A 21227-nucleotide genomic window follows, 5' to 3' on the forward strand; every position below is an offset into this window, starting at 1 on the left:
GATGCTCTCACGTCGGTCGAACACCTGTTCGATCGATGCGGGCGCCGTCAGCCGCCTCGTCGGGGGACGGGCGGCGTCCAGACCTCGCCCCGGCCTGTCGCCACTCACGGGGGGCGACCCCGTACGCCGCGCGGAAGCGGCGGCTGAAGTAGGACGCGTCGGTGAAGCCCCACCGCCGCGCCACCACCGCGATCGACCGGCTCCGGCTGCCGGGGTCGGCCAGCTCGGCGCGGGCACCCTCCAGCCGCTGCTCGATCACCCACTGCTCGAGGCTGAACCCGGCCGCGGCGCACACCCGGTACAGCTGGCGCACCGACACGGCCAGCGCCGCGGCGACCCGTCCGGCGTCCAGCCCGGGGTCGGTGAGGTGCTGGCGCACGTACGCCCGCACCTGGCTGAGCAGCGTCTCGGCCGCCGCGTCCTGCGCCGCCCGGCCGGCGTCGACGGCCGAGGCGAGCAGTGCCCGGGTCAGGTCGACCGTCGCCGACGCGAGCGCCTGCACCATCGGCTCGGCCCCCAGCTCCTCGGCGTGCAGCGTCACCTGTTCCAGGTGGGCGCTCACCAGGCCGTGCAACGGGCTGTGCCCGACCAGGGGGAGCGCCCGGCGGACGACGTCGACGGACAGCCCCAGCCGCGCGACCGGGATCTGCAGCGACCGGCACACCCCGTGGCCGGACCACCGGTACTCGTACGGGGAGGTGACGTCGGTCAGCGTCAGCCCGCCGACCGGCACGACCCGGCGGCCACCGAGGTGGTCCTGCAGCGCCACGCCCACCTCCTGGACGGCGAAGGAGACCAGCGGCTCGACGTCCTGCCGGGACTGGCGGACGGACTGGGTCAGCTCGAGCTCGCCGGTGAGGTCGGCGCGCGTGACCGACAGCCCGCCGAGGGGCCAGGTGTCCATCCGGGCGTGCGTGGGTGGACGACGGCCCGGGAAGCGGACGCGGGAGCCGATCGCCGCCTCCAGCAGGGCGCCGACCTGCGCCGGTCGCCGCTCGGGCGGTGGGAGGAGGTCGGTGTCGACCAGCACGACCATGACAGCCCCCGGGGTCGGGTCCGTGGCGGCACTGCCCTGACCCCACCGATCCTGGGCCGTCCGCCCGCGTCGTGGCAAGCACCGGGTCGGCAGTCAGGGTCCAGGGCCGGGCAGGCAGGGCACACCCGACGAGGGCGCCCCGGGCCTAGCGTCCACGCCTGTCCGGGCCCGGGCCGCCGGCCGGACGCACCCGACCCGAGCAGAGGAGCAGCCACCGTGCCCTTCGTCACCACCCCCGACGGCGTCGAGATCTTCTACAAGGACTGGGGCACCGGTCAGCCGATCGTGTTCAGCCACGGCTGGCCGCTGTCGAGCGACGACTGGGACGCCCAGCTGATGTTCTTCGTGTCCCACGGCTACCGGGTCGTCGCCCACGACCGCCGCGGCCACGGCCGGTCGGCCCAGGTCGCCGACGGCCACGACATGGACCACTACGCCGACGACCTGGCCGCCGTCGTCGCGCACCTGGACCTGCGCGACGCCGTCCACGTCGGCCACTCCACCGGCGGCGGGGAGGTCGTCCGGTACATCGCCCGGCACGGCCAGGACCGCGTCGCGAAGGCGGTGCTGATCAGCGCGGTGCCGCCGATCATGGTGCAGACCGAGGCCAACCCCGGTGGGCTGCCCAGGAGCGTGTTCGACGGCATCCAGGAGCAGGTGGCCACGAACCGGTCGAACTTCTACCGCGAGCTGCCCGCGACGGCGTTCTACGGCTTCAACCGGGACGGCGTCGAGCCGCAGGAGGCCGTCGTCCAGAACTGGTGGCGCCAGGGGATGGCCGGCGGCGTCAAGGCGCACCACGACGGCGTCGTGGCCTTCTCCCAGACCGACTTCACCGACGACCTGAAGAAAATCACCGTGCCGGTGCTGGTCATGCACGGGGACGACGACCAGGTCGTGCCCTACGCCGACTCGGGCCCGCTGTCGGCCGAGCTGCTCCCCAACGGCACGCTGAAGACCTACGCCGGCTTCCCGCACGGCATGCCGACCACCGAGGCGGCCACGATCAACGCCGACCTGCTGGCCTTCGTGCAGGGCTGACCGGCCGGCGCCGTCCTCCGAGGGTCACCGGGGGACGGCGTCAGCCCAGCTCGAGGGCCCACTCCGCCTCGGTCTGCCACGGGCGGGTCGACAGCGGCTGGGTGCGGCCGGTGGGGGCGAACCCGGCCCGGCGGTAGAGCTCCTGCGCGGCCGCGTTGTCGCCGACCACCCACAGCAGGAGCCGGGGCGCGCCCAGCCCGCGTGCCCACTCGACCACCGACTGCACGAGCGCGGCCGCCACGCCGTGCCCGCGGGCGGTGGGGGAGACCCACATGCCCACCAGGTGGTGCTCGTCCCGGTGCACCGCGCCGCGGGCCAGCCCGACCGGCACGTCGCCCAGCCAGGCCAGCCGCTGCCCGCCGGCGCGCAGCAGCCCGCGCCAGTCGTCCTCGGGCAGCCCTGCTCGCGTGCCAGGGAGGACTCGAAGGCGTCCGGGGCGTCGGCCAGCGCCGCGAGCCGCACGTCCCGGACGACGCCCCACTCCTCCTCGGTCGGCGCGGTGACCCGCGCCGCCGTCACCTCTTCCTGCTCTTCCCGCCGCTCTTGCCGTGTTCGGGCTTCTTGCCGCCCTTGTGCTTGCTCTTCGGCGGCGCGGGCCGCAGCCCCTCGGCCAGCACCGTCGCCACGGCCTGCACGCCGGCGTGGGCGGCGAGGTCCTCGGTGGCCACCGGCAGCGGCAGGCACCAGTTGGGCCGGTTGTTCGCACCGGGCATGTTGGGCCGGCGCTCCTCGGCGAGGGCGTCGTCCAGCGTCGCCGACAGCAGCACCGACGGCGCCGTCGCCAGCCGGCGGTGGGCCTCCAGGACCGCCTCGGCCGGGGTCGCGTCCTCCGGGACCCCGGCCAGGTGCTCCAGCAGCGAGCTGCGCCCGCGCTCGAGGTCGGCGTCGGAGCCCAGGGAGTGCTCGCGCTGCTCGGCGATGTCGGACCCGGTCCACAGCCCCGCGACCGTCGGCAGGTCGTGGGTGGTGATCGCGGCCATCGCCTCGGCCGGCCACGCGGTGGGGGCGTCGTCCTCGAACCACAGCAGGCGGTAGGACAGGATCCCGTGCTCGGCCATGGCCTCGCGGACGCCGTCCTCGACGGTGCCGAGGTCCTCGCCGACGACGATCGCCTGGGCGCGGTGGCTCTCCAGCGCGACGATGTCGAGCATGTCCTCGTAGGGGTAGCGCACGTAGGCGCCGTCGGCGGCCGAGCCGTCCGAGGGCACCCACCACAGCCGGAACAGGCCCATGACGTGGTCGACGCGCAAGCCCCCGGCGCCGGCCATGGTGGCCCGGATCGACTCGATGAACGGCTCGTAGTCGGCGGCCTGCAGGCGCCAGGGCACCAGCGGCGGGGAGCCCCAGTCCTGGCCGAGGGCGTTGAACGCGTCCGGCGGGGCGCCGATGCTCACGCCCTGGGCCAGCACGCCCTGCCAGGCCCACGCGTCCGCGCCGCCACCGGCGACGCCGATCGGCAGGTCCTGGATCACGGTGATGCCGTCGGCGGCGGCGCGCAGCTGGACGTCGAGCTGCCACTGCAGCCAGGCGTGGAAGGCGATCTCCCGCTCGTGCGCGGCGGCGAAGTCGGCGGTCCCGGCGCCGCGCGGGTCGCGCAGCTCCTCGGGCCAGGCGTGCCAGTCGGGGCCGTGCTCGTCGGCGACCGCGCACCAGGTCGCCCAGTCCATCAGCGCCTGGCCCTGGTGCCACCACCAGTCGCGGAACGGCGTCTCGTCGAAGCCGGCGTCGAAGACCCGCTGCAGCACCCGGCGCTTGAGCGCCCAGACGGCGTCGCGGTCGATGAGCTCGCCGTCGTTCAGCGCCTGCCCGGCGTCGCCCTCGACCTCGACGGCGTCGGCGCCGGGGACGTCGGCGATGCGCAGGTAGAGCGGGTTGCGGAAGCGGCGGGTGGCCGGCAGGTAGGGGCTGGCCTCCTGCTCGGGCGTGGGGGCGACCGCGTGCAGCGGGTTGACCAGCACGAAGCCCGCGCCCTGCGCCTGGGCGAACTCGCGCACGGTGCGCAGGTCGCCGAGGTCGCCGATGCCCCAGCTGCTCCTGCCCCGGGTGGCGTACAGCTGCACGGCCCAGCCCCAGGCGCGCCAGTCCTGCGGCAGCCAGCAGCGGCCGGGGGAGACGATCAGCGAGCGGGTGCGGCCCTCGGGGGTGCGCAGCCGGTGGTAGCCCAGCGGGAAGTCCTCGGGCAGCGCGCCGTCGACGTGCCGCGTCGTCCCGTCCTCGCACTCGACGTCGCCGGCCTCGACCTCGAGGGCGTCACCGGGGCGGGCCACGATCGGCGCCCGGTCCAGGAGGTCCTCCGGCGGGGTGCCGATGACCTCCCGAAGCCGCTCGATCGTCGCGGGCGCGACCGTGTGCTCCTCGTCGAAGGCGTCGAGCCAACTGGCGTCGATGCCCCAGGCGTCGGTCGTGGGCTTCGGCTTCGGGGCGGTGCTGGTCACGCCCCGATCCTCACCGGTCGCGGCCCGTTCTGCCCGGTGGAGCGGCTGCGCGAGAGGTCACACCGGCGTGCCCGTGGCCCCGGCCGGCGGCTTGAGGGCGCCGGCGACGAGGGCGGCGATGCCCAGCAGGACGGCGACCACGGTGAGCGCGCGCAGCACGGTGACCTGCTGGCCGAGCAGCCCGATCAGCGGCGGGCCGGCCAGGAAGGCGCAGTAGCCGATCGAGGCGACGACGCTCACCCGGGCGGCGGCCGCGGCCGGCTCGTCGGCGGCGGCGCTCATGCCGGTCGGGAAGCCCAGCGAGGCCCCGGCCCCCCACAGCAGGGCGCCGACGAAGGCCAGCTCGGGGGAGCCGAGGACGAACAGCAGCAGCCCGACGACGGCCAGTCCGGCCAGCAGCCGGATGACCTGCACCCGGCCGTAGCGGTCCAGCAGTCCACCGCCGAACCACCGCGCCACGGTCATCGCGGTCAGGAAGAGCGCGAAGCCCAGCGTGCCCGCGGTCTCCGACGTGCCGTGGTCGTCGATGAGCGCGACGCCCAGCCAGTCGTTGGCGGTGCCCTCGGCGAAGGAGAAGGCCAGCACCACGACGCCGATGAGCCAGGTGCGCGGCTCGCGCCAGGCGGTCAGCGCGCTGCCCTTCTCGGCCGGGACGCCGTCGTCGTAGACGTGGACGTCGCTGACGAAGCCCCGGACGGCGACCGGCACGAGCACCGCGATCAGCACGGCGACGCCGGCCAGGTGCGCGGGGACGCCCACGCCGAGGTGCACCATCGCCGCGCCCAGCAGCGCGCCGGCGACCGTGCCGAGGCTGAAGCCGGCGTGGAAGCGGGACATCGTGGCCCGGCCCAGGTGCCGCTCGACGACCGCGCCCTGCACGTTCATCGCGACGTCCCAGGCGCCGTTGGACAGGCCCATCACGAACAGCCCGGCCACCAGGACGGCGACTCCTGTGACCGAGCCGACGGCGACGACGCCCAGGGACGCGGCCAGCACCAGCGACATGACCACGACCGTGCGGCGCGAGCCGAGGCGGGCGATCACGGTGCCGGCCAGCGGCAGGCCGATCACCGACCCTGCCGCGATCGCCAGCAGGATCAGGCCCAGCGCGGCCGGGTCGAGCTCGAGCCGGTCGCGCACCTGCGGGATCCGCGAGGCCCAGCTGGCGAAGGCGAACCCGGCACCGACGAAGGCGACGTAGACCCCGCGCTTGGCGGCCTCCACCTGGGCCGGGCCGGGTGCCCGTCGGGCGTCGGTGGTGGTCACGGTGCTGCTCCCTCGGTGGTGGGCCGGACGGCCCGGGCGATGATCTCGTGCGTCTCGGCTCGGGAGACCGGGCCGGTGGAGAGGACCTTGTGCATGACCAGGCCCTCGATGAGCCCGTCGACCCCGCGGGACGTCGTCGGGTCGACGAAGCGTTCGAGCACGCCGCGGCTGCGGCGCATCCAGGCCTCGGTGACCGTGCGCAACGCCGGGTCGCGCAGGGCGGCCAGGAAGAGCTCGTAGGACACCGCCCAGTCGCGCTCGTCGGCGTCCGCGTCGGCGTGGATGAGCGCGGTGACGGCCTCGACGACGTCCTCGGTGCTGCGGACCTCGGCGAAGTGCGCCTCGTACTTCACCGCCATCCGCTCGGCGTGCAGGGCGAAGGCCTGCGCGAGCAGGTCGTCCAGGCCGGTGAAGTGGTAGGTCATCGAGCCCAGCGGGACGTCGGCGGCGGCGGCGACCAGCCGGTGCGTGGTGCCGGCGACCCCGTGCTCGGCGATGACCCCGATGGCCGCCTCGACGATGCGCTGCCGGCGGTCGGGGTCGTGCCGGCGCGCCGGGCGCTCCAGCGGGTCGGCCGCGGGTTGGGAGGTGGGCTCGGCGGTGGGCTCGGCGGTGGGCTCGGAGGTGGGTTCGGCAGTCACCCGAGCGACCGGACGACCCGGGCCGGGCTGCCGACGGCCACGACGCCGGCGGGCAGGTCCCGGGTCACGACCGAGCCGGCGCCGACCACGGTGTCCGCGCCGATCGTGACGCCGGGGCAGACGATGACGCCGCCGCCGAGCCAGACGTTGTCCTCGATGGTGATCGGCTCGGCGGACTCCCACTTGTCCCGGCGCGGACCCGGCTCCAGCGGGTGGGTGGCGGTGAGCAGCTGCACGCCGGGGCCCATCTGGACGTCGTCGCCGATGGTCACCCGGGCGACGTCGAGGCAGACCAGACCGAAGTTGGCGAACGTCCGGGCCCCGATGGTGGTCTGGTAGCCGTAGTCGCAGTGGAACGGGGCGCGGAGCTCGCTGCCCGGCCCGAACGCGCCCAGCAGCTCCTCGAGCACGGCGCGCCGCTGGGCGCCGTCGGTGGGGTCCATCGTGTTGTAGCGGTGGGTGAGCGCCTGGGCGCGGGTGCTGTCCCGGGCGATCTCGGGGTCGTCGGCGATGTAGGGCTCGCCGGCCAGCATGCGGTCGCGCATCGAGCGCTCGTCGGCCATGCGTACGACCGTACACAGTGATGCGTACGCCTGTACACGGACGGCGCGGCGACGCGCCCACCGTTCTCCGTCGACCGTTATCCCCAACGACTCCGCACGGGAAAAGTGGGAAGGCCAGGCGCGACGACGGGGGAGGTCAGCTGCCGCGGGGCTTGGCGCGCCGGGTCGGGGTCGCCGCGGCCGGGTCCTCGGGCCACGGGTGGCGCGGGTACCGGCCGCGCAGCTCGCTGCGCACCGCGGGGTAGCCGGTGACCCAGAAGCCGGCCAGGTCAGCGGTGGTGGCCACGACCCGGGAGGCGGGGGAGAGCAGCTGCAGCCGCAGCGGCCGGCCGGCGACCACCGGGGCCGCCGCCCAGCCGAACAGCTCCTGCACCCGCGCCGAGAGCGTCGGCACGTCCGGGTCGCTGTAGTCGACCCTGATCGCCGAGCCGGTGGGCACCGGGACGCGCTCGGGCACCAGTTCGTCGAGCCGGCCGGCCAGCTCCCACGGCAGCAGCGAGCGCAGCGCGGTCACGACGTCGACCCGGGTGAGGTCGCGCCGGCTGCGGGCGCCGGACAGCGCCGGGCTCTCGCCCAGGGCGGCGAGCAGCGACGCGTCGTCCACGGCCGGCCACGGGTCGCCGAGCCCGGCGTGGGCGGCGGCCAGTCGCTCGCGCAGCGCGGTGGCCGCCGGCGTCCAGCGCAGCAGGGCCAGGCCCTCCCGGCGCAGCCCCTCGGCCAGTGCGGCGGTGACGGCGGCCGGGTCGGGGTCGGGCAGCGGGCGTTCGGCCAGCACGATCGCGCCGACCCGCTCGACCCGGGCGGCGGACACGTCGCCGTCCCGCCAGGTGACCTCCGGGCCGTCGGTGTGCCCGGCCGCCCCCGCCTCGAGCGCGGTGGCCTCGTCGACGGCGACCGCGGTGCGCACCCGGGCGTCGCGGCGTCCCGGCGCCCGGTCGGCCGCGGCGACCGCCAGCCAGGGTGCGCCGGCCAGCGCGGTGCCGGGGGCGAGCTCGGCGCCCGTGCCGGCGGCCAGCAGGTAGGTGCGCTCGGTGCCCGGACGGCGGCGGGCCAGCCACTCGGGGTGGGCGAGCCCGACCACCAGACCGGCGGCGACGTCGTCGGGCAGCCGGGTGTCGGGGGAGTCCGGGGCGGCGCGGGTCAGCCGGGCCACCTCGTCGCGCCAGCGCCCGTCGCGGGAGCGCCGGACCTCCCGCCAGTCGGCGACCAGGTCGTCGGAGCGGGACGGGACGTCGGCCGACAGCAGCGCGACCACCTCCGCCGCCCGGCGCCGGCCGACCAGCGGCGTGCCGTCGAGCAGCGCCCGGGCCAGCCGCGGGTGCGCGCCGACCGCGGTCAGCGACCGGCCGCGCGGGGTGACCCGGCCCGCGTCGTCCACCGCGCCCAGCTGGCGCAGCGTGCTGCGGGCGACGGTGAAGGCGGCGTCCGGCGGGACGTCGGGCAGCGCCAGGCCGGTGCCGTCGGGCTCGCCCCAGCAGGCCAGCTCCAGCGCCAGCCCGGTGAGGTCGGCGACGGCGATCTCCGGCTCGGGCGCGGCGGGCAGCCGGTCGTGCTCGGCGGCCGACCACAGCCGGTACACCCGGCCCGGTGCCTCGCGCCCCGCGCGGCCGGCCCGCTGGGTCGCCGCGGCCCGCGACACCCGGACGGTGATCAACGACCCGAGGCCGCGGGCCACGTCGTAGCGCGGCACCCGGGCCAGCCCGGCGTCCACCACCGTGCGCACGCCCGGGACGGTCAGGCTGGTCTCGGCGACGTCGGTCGACAGCACCACTCGCCGGCGCGGCCCGGCGGTCAGCGCGGCGTCCTGCTCGGCGCTGGGCAGCCGCCCGTGCAGCGGCCGGACGTCGGCGTCGACGCCGCTGAGCAGACCGGCCACCCGGCCGATCTCGGCGGCGCCGGGCAGGAAGACCAGGACGTCGCCGGTGGTCTCGGCCAGTGCCTGGCGCACCGTGTCGGCGACGGCGGTGAGCAGCCGCGGATCGACGTGCAGCCCGTGCGCCGGCGCGACCGGGGGTGCGGGCGGGCACCACACCAGCTCGACGTCGTGCAGCGATCCGGTGGCCTCGACGACCGGCGCCCGGCCCATCAGCTCGGCGAGCCGGCCGGCCTGCGCGGTGGCCGACATGGCCAGCAGCTCGAGCTCCGGGCGCAGCGAGCCGCGGACGTCGAGGGTGAAGGCCAGCGCGAGGTCGGTGTCCAGGGCGCGCTCGTGGCACTCGTCGAGCACCACGGCGTCCACGCCGGGGAGCTCCGGGTCGGCCTGCAGCCGGCGCACGAGCAGCCCGGTGGTGACCACCTCGACCCGGGTCGCGGCGCTGTGCCGGGAGTCCCCGCGGACGCTGTAGCCGACCGAGCGGCCCACCGGTTCGTCCAGCAGGGCGGCCATCCGGCGGGCGGCGGCGCGGGCGGCGACCCGGCGCGGCTCGGCAACGAGGACCCGGCCGGGCAGCCGGTCGGCCAGCGCGAGCGGCACCAGCGTCGTCTTGCCGGTGCCGGGCGGGGCGACCAGGACGGCGGCGCCACCGTGGTCGAGCGCGGTGTCGAGGGCCGGGAGCACCGCGCGGACCGGGAGGTCGGTCCCCGGCGTCCCGGTCGGTGGCAGCACGCGGACAGTCTGGCCGACGCCGCGGTGTCCTCTCCTGGACCGACCCGGTCAGCGTCGGTGGTGGGAGCCCGCCGCGCGGCGGCTGCCGTCCCGGCTCGGCTCCAACCGCCGTGCGCAGGTGCCGCGTCCGGGGCCGGGAGGACGCGCCCGGAGCGGCTGGTCCTGGGAGGATCGGCGACCGTGATCACCGACGACCGCACCGACCAGACCTGGGCTCCCGCGCCCGACCGTTACGAGGGCACCGCCTACCGGCGAGCCGGGCGCAGCGGTCTGCTGCTGCCGCCGGTGTCGCTGGGCCTGTGGCAGAACTTCGGCGCCGACCGGCCGCTGGCCACCCCGCGGGCGATCCTGCGGCGGGCCTTCGACCTCGGCGTCACGCACATCGACCTGGCCAACAACTACGGCCCGCCCTACGGCTCGGCGGAGACGACGTTCGGGCAGGTGCTGGCCAGCGACCTGCGCCCGTACCGCGACGAGCTGGTCATCTCCACGAAGGCCGGCTACGACATGTGGCCCGGCCCCTACGGCGACGGCGGCTCCCGCAAGTACCTGGTGGCCAGCCTGGACCAGTCGCTGCGCCGCACGGGCCTGGACCACGTCGACGTCTTCTACTCCCACCGGCGCGACGTCGAGACCCCGCTCGAGGAGACGATGGGCGCCCTGGACGCCGTCGTCCGCGCGGGCAAGGCGCTGTACGTCGGCATCTCCAACTACTCGCCCGAGGACACCGCACGCGCTGCGGAGATCCTGGCCGACCTGGGGACGCCGCTCACGCTGCACCAGCCGCGGTACTCGATCTTCGACCGCACCCCCGAGGGCGGCGTGCTCGACGCGGCGGCGACCGCAGGGGCCGGGGTGGCGGTGTTCTCCCCGCTGGCCCAGGGCCGGCTCACCGACCGGTACCTGCAGGGCGTGCCGGAGGGCTCGCGAGCGACGCACAGCATCTACCTGTCCGCCGACGACGTCACCGAGGAGCTCACCGAGCGCGCCCGGTCGCTGAACGAGATCGCCGCCGGCCGCGGGCAGACGCTGGCCCAGCTCGCGCTGCGCTGGGTGCTGCGCGACCAGCGGGTGACCACCGCGATCATCGGCGCCAGCTCGGTGGCCCAGCTGGAGGGCAACCTCCAGGCCCTGCAGGGTCCCGACCTCACCGACGACGAGCTCGCCGCCATCGAGCCCCTCGCGGCGGCTGCCGGCCAGAGCCTCTGACGGCCGGTCGGGCCACCCATGCGCCCGCCGGCCCGGTCACGCGACGCGTGGCCGGGCCGGCGGGCGTGCCCGTCCTGTCGTGAGCCGACCGCGGAGCCCCAGGCAGGGGCCGATCCGGTCCGGCCCTCACTGCGCCGGCTGCGACTCCGCCATGCGGAGCACGAGCCGGGTGGGGAGCAGTCCGACCACCCGGCGGGTCAGTCGGTTGCCGGCACCGGAGATGACGCTCGCCGGGGGGTGGCGCCGCTCGAGTGCGGAGAGGGTGGTCGCGACGACCTGGGCGGGTGTCTCGAACCGCACGCCGGCCGTGGCGGTCCCCGAGTCCGCGTAGAAGCCGGTCCGGGTCGGTCCGGGGGAGACGGCGAGCACCGCGGTCCCCGAGGTCCGTGTCTCGTGGGCGAGGGCCTCGGTGAACCGGATGACGAAGGCCTTCGACGCGGCGTACACGGCCATGCCGGGCACGGGCATGTAGCCCGTCAGGCTGGCGATGTTCACGAGGGCGCCCCGCCCCGAGCTCACCAGCTGGGGCAGGAAGGCGTGCGACACGTCCACGACGGCGTGGACGTTCAGCGCGAGCTGCTGGTGGAGCGTGGCGGCGTCCGAGACGGCGAAGTGCTCGGTGCGGCCGGTGCCTGCCGCGTTGACCACGGTGTCGACGGCCAGGCCGATCGAGGCCACGCGGCGTGCGAGGTCGTGGCCCGCGCCGTCCGCCGTCAGGTCCAGGGGGATCGTGTGGACCGCTCGCCCGCTGGAGCTGCGGATCTCGGCGGCCAGTGTCTCCAGCAGGTCGCCCCGGCGCGCGACGAGGACGAGGTCGGCACCCCGGTGGGCCAGGGCGCGAGCGAACTCGGCGCCGATGCCCGAGCTCGCTCCGGTGATGAGTGCGGTGGTGTGGGCGTACTGCACGAAGGGCTCCCGGGAGTGGTCGGCAGGGCATCGGACGGTGGATCTGTGAACAGGTCGCGGAGGCGACAGGTGGAGGGTCGTCACACCGGGCGGCGTCGCCGGTGGGCTGTCCGGACGACGTCGGTGACCGTGGCCGTGCGTCGGGAACTGCCGTCCGGCAGGGACGGCAGCGGTGCGGCCAGGGCGTCCCCGAGAACGCGCGCAGGCCAGGCCCCGAGCCGCCCTCGACCGGGACCGTCCCTTCGCTGCGCTCACCGACGTCTCCAATGTAAGAGGCTCTCTCATCGGGGAGGCTATGCGACGATGTAAGAGACTTCAACACCTGTTCGGGCGGAGGGACGCGCGTGTCGAAGGGCTCGTACCACCACGGCGACCTGCGCAGCGCGCTGCTCGAGGTGACGGCGCAACTGGTGCGGGAGAAGGGGGCCCGCGGCTTCAGCGTCTCGGAGGCTGCCCGCCGGGTGGGTGTCTCCATCGCCGCGCCCTACCGGCACTTCGACGATCGCGAGGCCATGCTGGCCGCCGTCGCGACGAGGGGCTTCGCCGAGCTGCAGCAGGTGCTCGACGGCATCGCCGATCCGGCAGACCCGGTCGCGAGAGCGGTCGCCACGGCCGAGGTCTACGTCGACTTCGCGCGAGCGGACACCGCACGCTTCGAGGTGATGTTCGCCGCGGGCATCGACAAGGAGCGGCACCCCGAGCTGCTGGAGTGCGCAGGCCAGGTGCAGTCCCGGCTCCAGGACGCGCTCCGCGAACTGGTGGGCGACGATGCCGCGGGGCTGGTCCGCCGTGCGGCGGAGCTCTGGTCGATCGCGCACGGTGTCGCCGCGCTCCTGGTGGAGCACCGTCTCGCGCACGTGGTCGGTGCCGCAGGAGCGGACACGGTCGTGGCGGGCGCAGTGCGCGCGTGGGCACGCGGACTCGACTCCGGGTCGACCGGCTGACCGCGCGTCGCCGCCGGCCTGTTCCACGCCGCGGGGCAATGGCGCAGCCACCGGGAAGACGGCGCGGGCGTCATGGTCAGCGCAGTCCCCAGCTGACAGCCTGAGCGCATGGACCGGTCGTGGCGACGTGCAGCACTCATCGCCGGCGGCGTGGGCACCGCGGCCGTCGCTGGCTGCGGCTCGCCGTCGGCCGCCGCGGACGCGCCCTCAGCCGCCGTGGTCGAGACGCCCGCGGCGCTCGCCGGTGAGCGCAACCTCGTCGCCGAGGCCTACGACGGTCGCTACCGGGCGGTGGCCAGCGTCCTGGAGAGCCCGGCCCGCGGCCCGCAGCTGTGCTGGTCGATGGCCGAGTCGCTGCCTCCGCAGTGTGGCGGTCCCGACGTCCGGGGGTGGGACTGGTCGGCGGTGCCGGCCGAGTCGGTCGCCGGCACGACCTGGGGCCACTACGAGCTGGTGGGCACCTTCGCCGACGGCGCGTTCACCCTCACCGAGCCGGCGCTGGCCCGTGACCCCGGCGCCGGTCCCGGCAGCACCCGGCCCGAGGAGGACCGCTTCGCGACGCCCTGCGCGCCGCCGGCCGGCGGCTGGATGCCCCCGGACCCCGCCCGGGCGACCGAGGGGGCCCTGCGGGCCGCGCAGGAGGTGGCGGCCGGGTCGCCCGGGTACGCCGGCCTGTGGATCGACCAGCGGGTCCCCGCCGCCGAGCTCACCGGGGAGAACGGCAACGACCCCCAGCGCATCGTGCTGAACGCCTCGACGACGGCGGACGTGCGGGAGCTGGAGGCTGCGCTGCGCCAGGTGTGGGGCGGGTCGTTGTGCGTCAGCAGTGCGCCACGCAGCGAGGCAGATCTCCTCGCCGTCCAGGAGGCGCTCCGCGACGTCCCGGAAGCGCTGTACACGGTGCCCGATCCGTTCGCCGGCACGGTCGACCTCGCGGTGGTCCGCGGCACGCTGGAGCAGCAGCGGGCGCTGGACGAGCAGTTCGGCGCGGGCGCCGTCCGTCTGTCGAGTCAGCTGGAGCCGATCGACTAGGGGTACTGCCCCAGGGCCGCCCGCACCTGGCCCCCGCGCGACCTGCCGTCGGGGGACGGACGTCGCATGACGCATGTCATGGCCCACCCGTGCGCACGCCCCGGGAAGAGGTGCACGGCTGCACCTGTGCCGGCCCGACCTCGGCGGCACCGTCGGAGGTGCGTCGACGGACCGGCCCACCAGGGGCCGGCGGCGCACCGAGGAGGTCCCCGTGCAGCCCAGCGCCCCGCCCGTCGCCCCACCCGCCCGGACCGCGGCCCCGGCGGTCGAGGTCCGCGACCTGCGCCGCGGCTACGGCGACTTCGAGGCGGTCCGCGGCATCTCCTTCGAGGTGCAGCCCGGTGAGGTCCTCGCCCTGCTGGGGGTCAACGGTGCGGGCAAGACCTCCGCGCTGGAGGTCCTCGAGGGGCTGGCCCCGGCCGGGAGCGGCAGCGTCCGGGTGCTCGGCGCGGACCCGGTGCGCGACCGGGCCCGCGTCCGCCCGCACCTCGGCGTCCTCCTGCAGTCCAGCGGCCTGCCCGGCGACCTCACCGTCGTCGAGACCCTGCGCACCTGGGCCGGCACCCTGACCGACCCGCGCCCGGTCGCCGAGGCGCTGGAGCAGGTGCAGCTCGCCGGCCGGGCCGACGTCCGGGTGCGCAGCCTGTCCGGCGGGGAGCGCCGACGACTGGACCTGGCCCTCGCCCTGCTCGGCCACCCCCGGGTGGTCGTGCTGGACGAGCCGACCACCGGCCTGGACCCGGAGAGCCGGCGGCAGGTCTGGGGGCTGGTCCGCGACCTGGTCGCCGACGGCGTGGCCGTCGTCCTCACCACCCACCACCTGGAGGAGGCCGAGGAGCTCGCCGACCGGGTGGCGGTCCTGCGCGCCGGCCAGATCGTCCTGGCGGGCACCCAGGCCGAGATCGCGGAGACCCAGCCGGCCACGATCCGGTTCACCCTCGACGACGACGCGCCGCGGCCGCCGCGACCGGCCGCCGCCCAGGTGGTCGCCGAGGGCCGCCGCACCGAGTGGCACACCCGCGCACTCCAGCCGGTGCTGGCCGAGCTGCTGGCCTGGGCAGCCGAGCACCACGTCGTCCTGCGGGCGCTGGAGGCGCGGGCCGCCTCGCTCGAGCAGGCCTTCCTCGCCGTCGCCGCCGGCTCCGAGACCACCCCCACCGCCTGACCTGAGAGGACCAGCGATGACCAGCACCCTCGCCCCCGCGACGGCCGCCGCCGGCCCGAGCCGCGTGCGCCGCGTCGGCGCCCTGGCCCGCAGCGAGCTCCGGCTCCTGCTGCGCAACCGCACCGCCGTCGTCAACTCGTTGCTCCTGCCGTTGCTGCTCGTCGCCGCCGTCCCGGCGCTCGACCTGGGCGGCGACGTGCCGCTGGGCCCGCAGCTGCTGACCACCGCCGTCGGCGTCACGCTGATCTTCCTGACCTACTACAACCTCGTCGCGACCTACGTGGCCCGGCGCGAGGACCTGGTGCTGCAGCGGATGCGCACCGGGGAGCTGACCGGCCCCGAGGTGCTGCTGGGCACCGCCGCCCCCAGCCTGCTGATCACCCTGGGCCAGGTCGTCCTGGTCGCGGTGGGCGTGGCCGTGCTGGGGGAGTGGAGCGCACCGGTGGAGTACGTGCTCCCGCTGGTCGCCCTGCTCGGCGGGGTCGCGGTGATGGTCGTCCTCGCGGCCGCCAGCACGATCTTCACCCGGACGCCGGAGAGCGCGCAGATCACCACGTTGCCGCTCATGGTCGCGACGACGTCGCTGTCCGGCCTGCTCTACCCGCTCAGCTCGTTCCCGGACACGCTGGCCACCGTCGCCCGGCTGCTGCCGGTCACCCCCGTCATCGAGCTGCTGCAGCTGGGCCTGGCCGGCCGCACGTGGGACGGCGGGACCGTGGACGCCGGCGGAGCCTGGTCGGCCGCCGTCCCGCCGCTGGCGGTGCTGGCCGGCTGGCTGCTGGTCGGCGGAGTCGCCTGCCGGGGGTTCCGGTGGGCGCCTCGCCGGTGAGCACCGGGCGGGTGGGTCGGTACGGCAGCATGACCGCCGTGCCGACCGTCTCGCGCTGGTGGAGCAGCCGCACCGCGCCGCAGCGGATCGACCTCTACACCCGGTGGTCCTTCTACGCCTACCTCGGCGGCGGCCTGCCGCTGCTCGCGCTGGCGATCGTCGGCTCGGCCGGCCCCGTCGGTGCCGCGCAGGTGCTGGCGGTCCGGCTGTTCCTCGTCGGCGCGGTGGTCACCGCCGTCGCCGCCGTCCTGCTGGCCGCCCGCGGTCTGGCCGCGCACCGCACCGGCCGGCGCATCCCGGTGTCCGTGCCGGCGCTCGCCGTCGCGGCCGCGCTGCTGACCGCCGCGGCCGGTGCGTGGGCGTTCGGCCCCGGTGCCGACGAGTCCCCGGTGATCTGGTCCATCGGGTTGCCGTTGGGCATGGTGCTCACCGCCTGCACGACCGTCTGGAGCAGCCGGCAGCTCGCCGTTCCGGCGCTGCTCGTCGGGGCACTGGCCGGGATCGCCGTCGCGGTCGGCGGGTCGCCGGTGGTCGCGGCCACCGTCAGCGCCGTGGTCATCGGGCTGACCGTCTACGCCGTCGTCCTGGCGTTCCGGTTCTCCGTCTGGGTGCTCGACGTGGTGCTGGAGATGGAGCGCACCCGGGGCCTGCAGCTGCAGCTCGCGGTGGCCGAGGAGCGGCTGCGCTTCGCCCGCGACCTGCACGACGTCATGGGCCGCAACCTGTCGGCGATCGCGGTGAAGGGACAGCTGGCCGGCGAGCTGGTGCGCCGGTCGCGGCCCGAGGCCGCCGACGAGGTGGCCGACATCCACCGGATCGCCGAGGAGTCGCTCCGGCAGGTGCGCGAGGTCGTGCGCGGCTACCGCAGCACCGACCTCACCAGCGAGCTGGCCGGGGCCCGTTCCGTGCTGCGCGCGGCCGGGGTGGCGTGCACGGTGCAGGGGGAGGACGCCGCCGGTGCGCTGCCCGAGCCGGTCCAGGTGGCGCTGGGCTGGGTGGTGCGGGAGGCGGTGACCAACGTGCTGCGGCACAGCGCGGCGGGCGAGTGCGCCATCGCGCTGACCCGCGGCGACGGGGAGGTCGGGTTGACGGTGACCAACGACGGGGTGCCGGGCGAGCCGGCCGGCGTCGGGAGCGGCCTGGCCGGCCTGCGCGAGCGGCTGGCCGCAGGCGGCGGGACGCTGGACGCCGTCCGGGACGGCGACCGGTTCCGGCTCACCGCGACGCTGCCGATCGGGGGTGCCCGGTGATCCGGGTGCTGCTGGCCGACGACGAGAACCTGGTGCGCTCGGCCTTCGCTGCGCTGCTCGGCCTGGAGGACGACCTCGAGGTGGTCGCCCAGGCGTCGTCCGGTGCCGAGGCGCTGGCGATGGCCCGGGCGCACCGGCCCGACGTCGCCGTGCTGGACCTGCAGATGCCCGACCGCGACGGGATCAGCGTCGCCGCCGAGCTGACCACGGTGCTGCCGCACTGCGGCCTGGTGATCGTCACCGGCCACGGCCGGCCCGGGCACCTCAAGCGCGCGCTGGAGGCCGGCGTGCGCGGCTTCCTGCCCAAGACGGTGAGCGCGACGGTGCTCACCGAGGTGGTGCGCACCGTCCACCGCGGCGGGAGGTACGTCGACTCCGAGCTCGCCGCGGAGGCGATCAGCTCCGGTGACAGCCCGCTGACCCCGCGCGAGGCCGACGTCCTGGAACTCGCCTCCGGTGGCGCGCCGGTCGAGGAGATCGCCGTCCGGGCGCACCTGTCACCGGGCACGGTGCGCAACTACCTGTCCGCGGCCGCCACCAAGCTGGGGGCGCCCAACCGGCACGCGGCCGTCGAGGTCGCGCGCCGGCACGGCTGGATCTAGCCGGTCGCCGGTCGCCGGTCGACGGTCGTTGCGCGGTGCACCAGAGCCTGCGGATGATCACCGCCCCCGGTAGGCATGCCCCATGACGGTGATCGGTTTCCACAACTCCCACGAGCAGGTGCACCCCTCCGACCTGCTGCGTGCGGTCCAGCACGCCGAGCAGGTGGGCTTCACCGCCGCCATGTGCTCCGACCACCTCGAACCGTGGAACGAGCGGCAGGGCCACTCGGGCTTCGCGTGGTCGTGGCTCGGCGCTGCGCTGGCCACCACGAACCTGCCCTTCGGCGCGGTCAACGCCCCCGGCCAGCGCTACCACCCGGTGATCATCGCCCAGGCGATCGCGACGCTGGGGTCGATGTTCCCCGGCCGCTTCTGGGTGGCGCTGGGGTCGGGCGAGGCGATGAACGAGCACGTCACCGGGCACGTGTGGCCGAACAAGGAGCTGCGCGACGCCCGGCTGCGCGAGTGCGTCGACGTCATCCGCGCGCTGCTGGCCGGTGAGGAGGTCAGCCACGAGGGCCTGGTGACCGTCGACCGCGCCCGCATCTGGACGCTGCCCGAGCAGCAGCCGGCGCTCATCGCCCCGGCCGTCAGCGCGAGGACCGCCGCCCGGCACGCCGAGTGGGCCGACGGGCTGGTCACCATCAACCAGCCGCACGAGAAGCTGCGCGAGGTCATCGGTGCCTACCGCGACGCCGGCGGCCAGGGCACGCTGACCATCCAGGTGCACGTCTCCTACGACCCCGACCCCGACCGGGCGCTCGCGCTGGCCCACGACCAGTGGCGCAGCAACGTCTTCCCGCCGCCGCTGTGCTGGGACCTCGACACCACCCACGCCTTCGACCAGGCCAGCACCCACGTGCGGCCCGAGGACATGCACGACGCGGTGCGCGTCTCGGCCGACCTGGGCCAGCACACGGCCTGGATCCAGGAGTACGTCGAGCTCGGCTTCGACCAGGTCTACCTGCACCACGTGCCCAAGGAGCAGATCCCCTTCCTCGACGCGTTCGGCGAGCACGTGCTGCCCCAGCTGCAGGTCACCGCACCCGCCCCGGCGGTCGCCATCGACCCGCCGGGCCCGGCCGACCCGCTGCGCCCGCACCAGGCGCCGCAGCCCGCCGTCCTGCCCTGATCCCGCTCCACGGCCCCGAGAAGAGGAGCGACATGCGCATCACCGACACCGCGGACCTGTGGTGGAAGAACGCCGTCGTCTACTGCCTGGACGTCGAGACCTACATGGACTGGAACGGCGACGGGATCGGTGACCTCGCCGGTCTCGCCCAGCGCATCGAGCACCTGGCCGACCTGGGCGTCACCTGCCTGTGGCTGATGCCCTTCTACCCGACCACCGAGCGCGACGACGGCTACGACATCACCGACTTCTACGGCGTCGACCCGCGGCTGGGCACCCACGGTGACCTGGTCGAGGTGATCCGCACGGCCAAGGACCGCGGCATGCGCGTGATCGCCGACCTGGTGGTCAACCACACCAGTGACCAGCACCCGTGGTTCAAGGCCGCGCGGAGGTCCAAGGACTCGCCGTACCGCGACTGGTACGTCTGGCGCTCCGACACCCCGCCGGACACCTCGGCCCAGGTCGTCTTCCCCGACAAGGAGGACAGCATCTGGGAGCTCGACGACAAGACCGGCGAGTGGTACCTGCACAAGTTCTACAAGACCCAGCCCGACCTGAACGTCGCCAACCCGCTGGTCCGCGACGAGATCGCCAAGGTCATCGGCTTCTGGCTCCAGCTGGGCCTCGCCGGCTTCCGGGTGGACGCCGTCCCGTTCCTGCTGGAGACCGAGGGCATCGACCCGGCCGAGGCCGAGCGGTTCCCCGACCCGCACGAGTACCTGCGGGCGCTGCGCTCGCTGGTCGACCGCCGCTCCGGCGACGGCGTGCTGCTGGGTGAGGTGAACCTGCCGCACGACCAGCAGCTGGAGTTCTTCGGCGGCCCGGACGGCGACGAGCTGACCATGCAGTTCGACTTCATCGCGATGCAGGCCATGTACCTGTCGCTGGCCCGCTGCGACGTCGCGCCGCTGGTCGACGCGATCACTGCCCGCCCGGCGACGTCCCCGGACAACCAGTGGGGCATGTTCGTGCGCAACCACGACGAGCTGACCCTGGACAAGCTCTCGGACGACGAGCGCGCCGAGGTGTTCGCCGCCTTCGGCCCGGACCCGGACATGCAGGTCTACGACCGCGGGCTCACCCGCCGGCTGCCCCCGATGCTGGCCGGCGACCCGCGCCGGGTCCGGATGGTCTACAGCCTGATGTTCTCCCTGCCCGGCACCCCGGTGCTCTTCTACGGCGAGGAGATCGGCATGGGCGAGAACCTGGCGGCCGAGGGCCGGCTGGCCGTGCGCACCCCGATGCAGTGGACCGCCGGCACCAACGGCGGCTTCTCCTCCGCCGCACCGGGCAAGCTCCCCGGCCCGGTCGTCGAGGGCGGCTTCTCCCCGGAGTTCGTCAACGTCGCCCAGCAGCGGCGCGACCCGGACTCGCTGCTGTCGTTCATGAAGCTGCTGGTGCGCCGCTACCGCGAGTGCCCCGAGCTGGGCTGGGGCGAGTACGAGGTGCTCGGCCAGCCGCACCCGCAGGTGCTCGCCTCGCTGAGCAGCTGGGACGACGGCGCGCTGGTGGCGCTGCACAACCTGGGCGCCGAGCCGCGCACCGTGCCCCTCGTGCTGCCCGGCTGCGGGTCGACCCACCGGCTGGAGGACCTGCTCACCGTGGGCAGCACCCCGATCGCGGACGACGGCTCGGTCGAGCTGCCGCTGGAGGGCTACGGCTACCGCTGGCTGCGGGTCGTCGCCGAGGACAGCCGCCGGCTGCTCTGACCCTGCGACCCCGGCGGACCACGGAGGGTGACTCCGCGCCGAGGTCGCACCCGCCCCGCGCGCCACACCCGCCCACCTCCCGGTCCGGTCGGGGGACCCACCTAGCGTCTGACCCGAGGTGATCACAGACATGAGTGACGAGCAGGACGTGGCGACGACCGGACGGGTCGACCAGGGACGACCGGAGACCGGGGCGACCGCCGTGGTGCCCGGCCAGCGCACGGAGGCCGCGCCGGCCACCGCGCCGGTGACCCAGCCGGCGCCGCAGCCGGTGGCGGCGGCCGAGCCGGACAGCGGGCACCTGACCCAGCCCGGAGTGCCGATGGTGGGCCCGCGCGGGACGGCGGTCCCGGCGGGCGAGCCCCAGCCGGTCCCGGTGCCCGCGGAGCCGGCGGCGGACGACGCGACGCCGGGGCACCAGCCGACGACGCCGGTCACCGCCCGCTCCCGGCCGCGCCCGCGGATGCCCCGGTCGGAGACGATGATCCGGATGGGGCCGTGGGCCCCCGTCGCCGGCGCCGCCGTCGGGCTGCTGCTCGGCCTGGTCGTGGTGGCGTTCCTGGCGTCGTCCGCCGACACCTTCGACCAGCGGATGGCGCTGGTCTTCGTCGTCCTCGGGATGGCGCTGCTGGGCGCCGGCGGCACCCTGCTGGCCGACGAGGTGCGGCTGCTGCGCCGCGGCACGCAGGCCGTCGAGGCCCGCTCGGCCAACGCCGGGATGATCGCCGGGCTGCTCAACGGGCTCACCCCGGCCCGGCTGCTGATCACCGCCAGCGCGTTCTCGCTGCTGCTGTCCGCCTACGTCACCAGCGGGAGCTGAGCGCACCCGGCCGGCGCCTGCGGGGCGCCGGCCGGGTGG

19 protein-coding genes are annotated in these 21227 nt (G+C 75.5%); 11 read left to right on the forward strand and 8 right to left on the reverse strand.

From position 1 onward, the window contains the following. Window positions 1–7: 7 nt before the first annotated feature. Window positions 8–1036 (reverse strand): helix-turn-helix domain-containing protein, encoded by a 1029-nt coding sequence (locus ACGBYP_RS04925; protein ID WP_411582142.1) that lies wholly within the window; start codon window positions 1034–1036, stop codon window positions 8–10. A gap of 216 nt (window positions 1037–1252) precedes the next feature. Here ACGBYP_RS04925 and ACGBYP_RS04930 point away from each other — a divergent pair, with 216 nt between their 5' ends. Then, the gene (locus tag ACGBYP_RS04930) at window positions 1253–2077 is read left to right on the forward strand and encodes an alpha/beta fold hydrolase (RefSeq protein ID WP_411582143.1); all 825 of its coding nucleotides are present in this window, start codon (window positions 1253–1255) and stop codon (window positions 2075–2077) included. Window positions 2078–2117: 40 nt separating this feature from the next. On the opposite strand, the gene ACGBYP_RS04935 is transcribed toward ACGBYP_RS04930, so the two are convergent. The 6 genes from ACGBYP_RS04935 to hrpB form a co-directional block, all read right to left on the reverse strand. Then, a complete protein-coding gene (locus ACGBYP_RS04935; protein WP_411582144.1) occupies window positions 2118–2558 on the reverse strand; it encodes a GNAT family N-acetyltransferase in 441 nt (146 codons plus the stop codon). Between the two features lie 34 nt (window positions 2559–2592). Next, window positions 2593–4512, reverse strand: a complete 1920-nt coding sequence (malQ, locus tag ACGBYP_RS04940; RefSeq protein ID WP_411582145.1) for a 4-alpha-glucanotransferase — start codon at window positions 4510–4512, stop codon at window positions 2593–2595. A gap of 57 nt (window positions 4513–4569) precedes the next feature. Next, window positions 4570–5778 (reverse strand): MFS transporter, encoded by a 1209-nt coding sequence (locus ACGBYP_RS04945; RefSeq protein ID WP_411582146.1) that lies wholly within the window; start codon window positions 5776–5778, stop codon window positions 4570–4572. Next, entirely contained in the window at window positions 5775–6419 is a 645-nt protein-coding gene (locus ACGBYP_RS04950) for a TetR family transcriptional regulator (protein WP_411582147.1), read from the reverse strand. The genes ACGBYP_RS04945 and ACGBYP_RS04950 overlap by 4 nt, the downstream gene beginning before the upstream one ends. Further along, window positions 6416–6982: a sugar O-acetyltransferase gene (locus tag ACGBYP_RS04955; RefSeq protein WP_411582148.1), complete on the reverse strand. Its 567-nt coding sequence runs from the start codon at window positions 6980–6982 to the stop codon at window positions 6416–6418. Before ACGBYP_RS04955 ends, ACGBYP_RS04950 begins: the two co-directional genes overlap by 4 nt. Window positions 6983–7118: 136 nt before the next feature. After that, window positions 7119–9587, reverse strand: coding sequence for an ATP-dependent helicase HrpB (gene hrpB / locus ACGBYP_RS04960; protein ID WP_411582149.1), 2469 nt, complete (start codon window positions 9585–9587; stop codon window positions 7119–7121). Window positions 9588–9767: 180 nt separating this feature from the next. Between hrpB and ACGBYP_RS04965 the strand changes: the two genes are divergently transcribed. Further along, a complete protein-coding gene (locus tag ACGBYP_RS04965; RefSeq protein WP_411582150.1) occupies window positions 9768–10796 on the forward strand; it encodes an aldo/keto reductase in 1029 nt (342 codons plus the stop codon). A 126-nt stretch (window positions 10797–10922) separates the two neighbouring features. On the opposite strand, the gene ACGBYP_RS04970 is transcribed toward ACGBYP_RS04965, so the two are convergent. Next, a complete protein-coding gene (locus tag ACGBYP_RS04970) occupies window positions 10923–11702 on the reverse strand; it encodes an SDR family NAD(P)-dependent oxidoreductase (RefSeq protein ID WP_411582151.1) in 780 nt (259 codons plus the stop codon). Window positions 11703–12046: 344 nt separating this feature from the next. Here ACGBYP_RS04970 and ACGBYP_RS04975 point away from each other — a divergent pair, with 344 nt between their 5' ends. The 9 genes from ACGBYP_RS04975 (at window position 12047) to ACGBYP_RS05015 (ending at window position 21188) form a co-directional block, all read left to right on the forward strand. Then, window positions 12047–12646 (forward strand): TetR/AcrR family transcriptional regulator, encoded by a 600-nt coding sequence (locus ACGBYP_RS04975; protein WP_411582152.1) that lies wholly within the window; start codon window positions 12047–12049, stop codon window positions 12644–12646. Between the two features lie 108 nt (window positions 12647–12754). Then, window positions 12755–13678: a hypothetical protein gene (locus ACGBYP_RS04980; RefSeq protein ID WP_411582153.1), complete on the forward strand. Its 924-nt coding sequence runs from the start codon at window positions 12755–12757 to the stop codon at window positions 13676–13678. A 211-nt stretch (window positions 13679–13889) separates the two neighbouring features. Beyond that, the gene (locus ACGBYP_RS04985; RefSeq protein ID WP_411582154.1) at window positions 13890–14843 is read left to right on the forward strand and encodes an ABC transporter ATP-binding protein; all 954 of its coding nucleotides are present in this window, start codon (window positions 13890–13892) and stop codon (window positions 14841–14843) included. A gap of 16 nt (window positions 14844–14859) precedes the next feature. Further along, window positions 14860–15672 (forward strand): ABC transporter permease, encoded by an 813-nt coding sequence (locus tag ACGBYP_RS04990; protein ID WP_411582155.1) that lies wholly within the window; start codon window positions 14860–14862, stop codon window positions 15670–15672. A gap of 38 nt (window positions 15673–15710) precedes the next feature. Next, window positions 15711–16922 carry a sensor histidine kinase gene (locus ACGBYP_RS04995; RefSeq protein WP_411582156.1) on the forward strand — a complete coding sequence of 404 codons (1212 nt, stop codon included), beginning with the start codon at window positions 15711–15713 and terminating at the stop codon, window positions 16920–16922. Beyond that, window positions 16919–17524, forward strand: coding sequence for a DNA-binding response regulator (locus tag ACGBYP_RS05000; protein WP_411582157.1), 606 nt, complete (start codon window positions 16919–16921; stop codon window positions 17522–17524). The genes ACGBYP_RS04995 and ACGBYP_RS05000 overlap by 4 nt, the downstream gene beginning before the upstream one ends. An 82-nt stretch (window positions 17525–17606) precedes the next feature. Continuing rightward, window positions 17607–18656, forward strand: a complete 1050-nt coding sequence (locus ACGBYP_RS05005) for a TIGR03885 family FMN-dependent LLM class oxidoreductase (RefSeq protein WP_411582158.1) — start codon at window positions 17607–17609, stop codon at window positions 18654–18656. 32 nt (window positions 18657–18688) lie between these two features. Then, window positions 18689–20368 (forward strand): alpha-amylase family protein, encoded by a 1680-nt coding sequence (locus tag ACGBYP_RS05010; protein WP_411582159.1) that lies wholly within the window; start codon window positions 18689–18691, stop codon window positions 20366–20368. Between the two features lie 130 nt (window positions 20369–20498). Next, window positions 20499–21188 (forward strand): hypothetical protein, encoded by a 690-nt coding sequence (locus ACGBYP_RS05015; protein WP_411582160.1) that lies wholly within the window; start codon window positions 20499–20501, stop codon window positions 21186–21188. Window positions 21189–21227: the final 39 nt, after the last annotated feature.

This window comes from Modestobacter sp. SSW1-42 (assembly GCF_046635825.1).
In the GTDB taxonomy this organism is placed as follows: Bacteria; Actinomycetota; Actinomycetes; order Mycobacteriales; family Geodermatophilaceae; genus Modestobacter.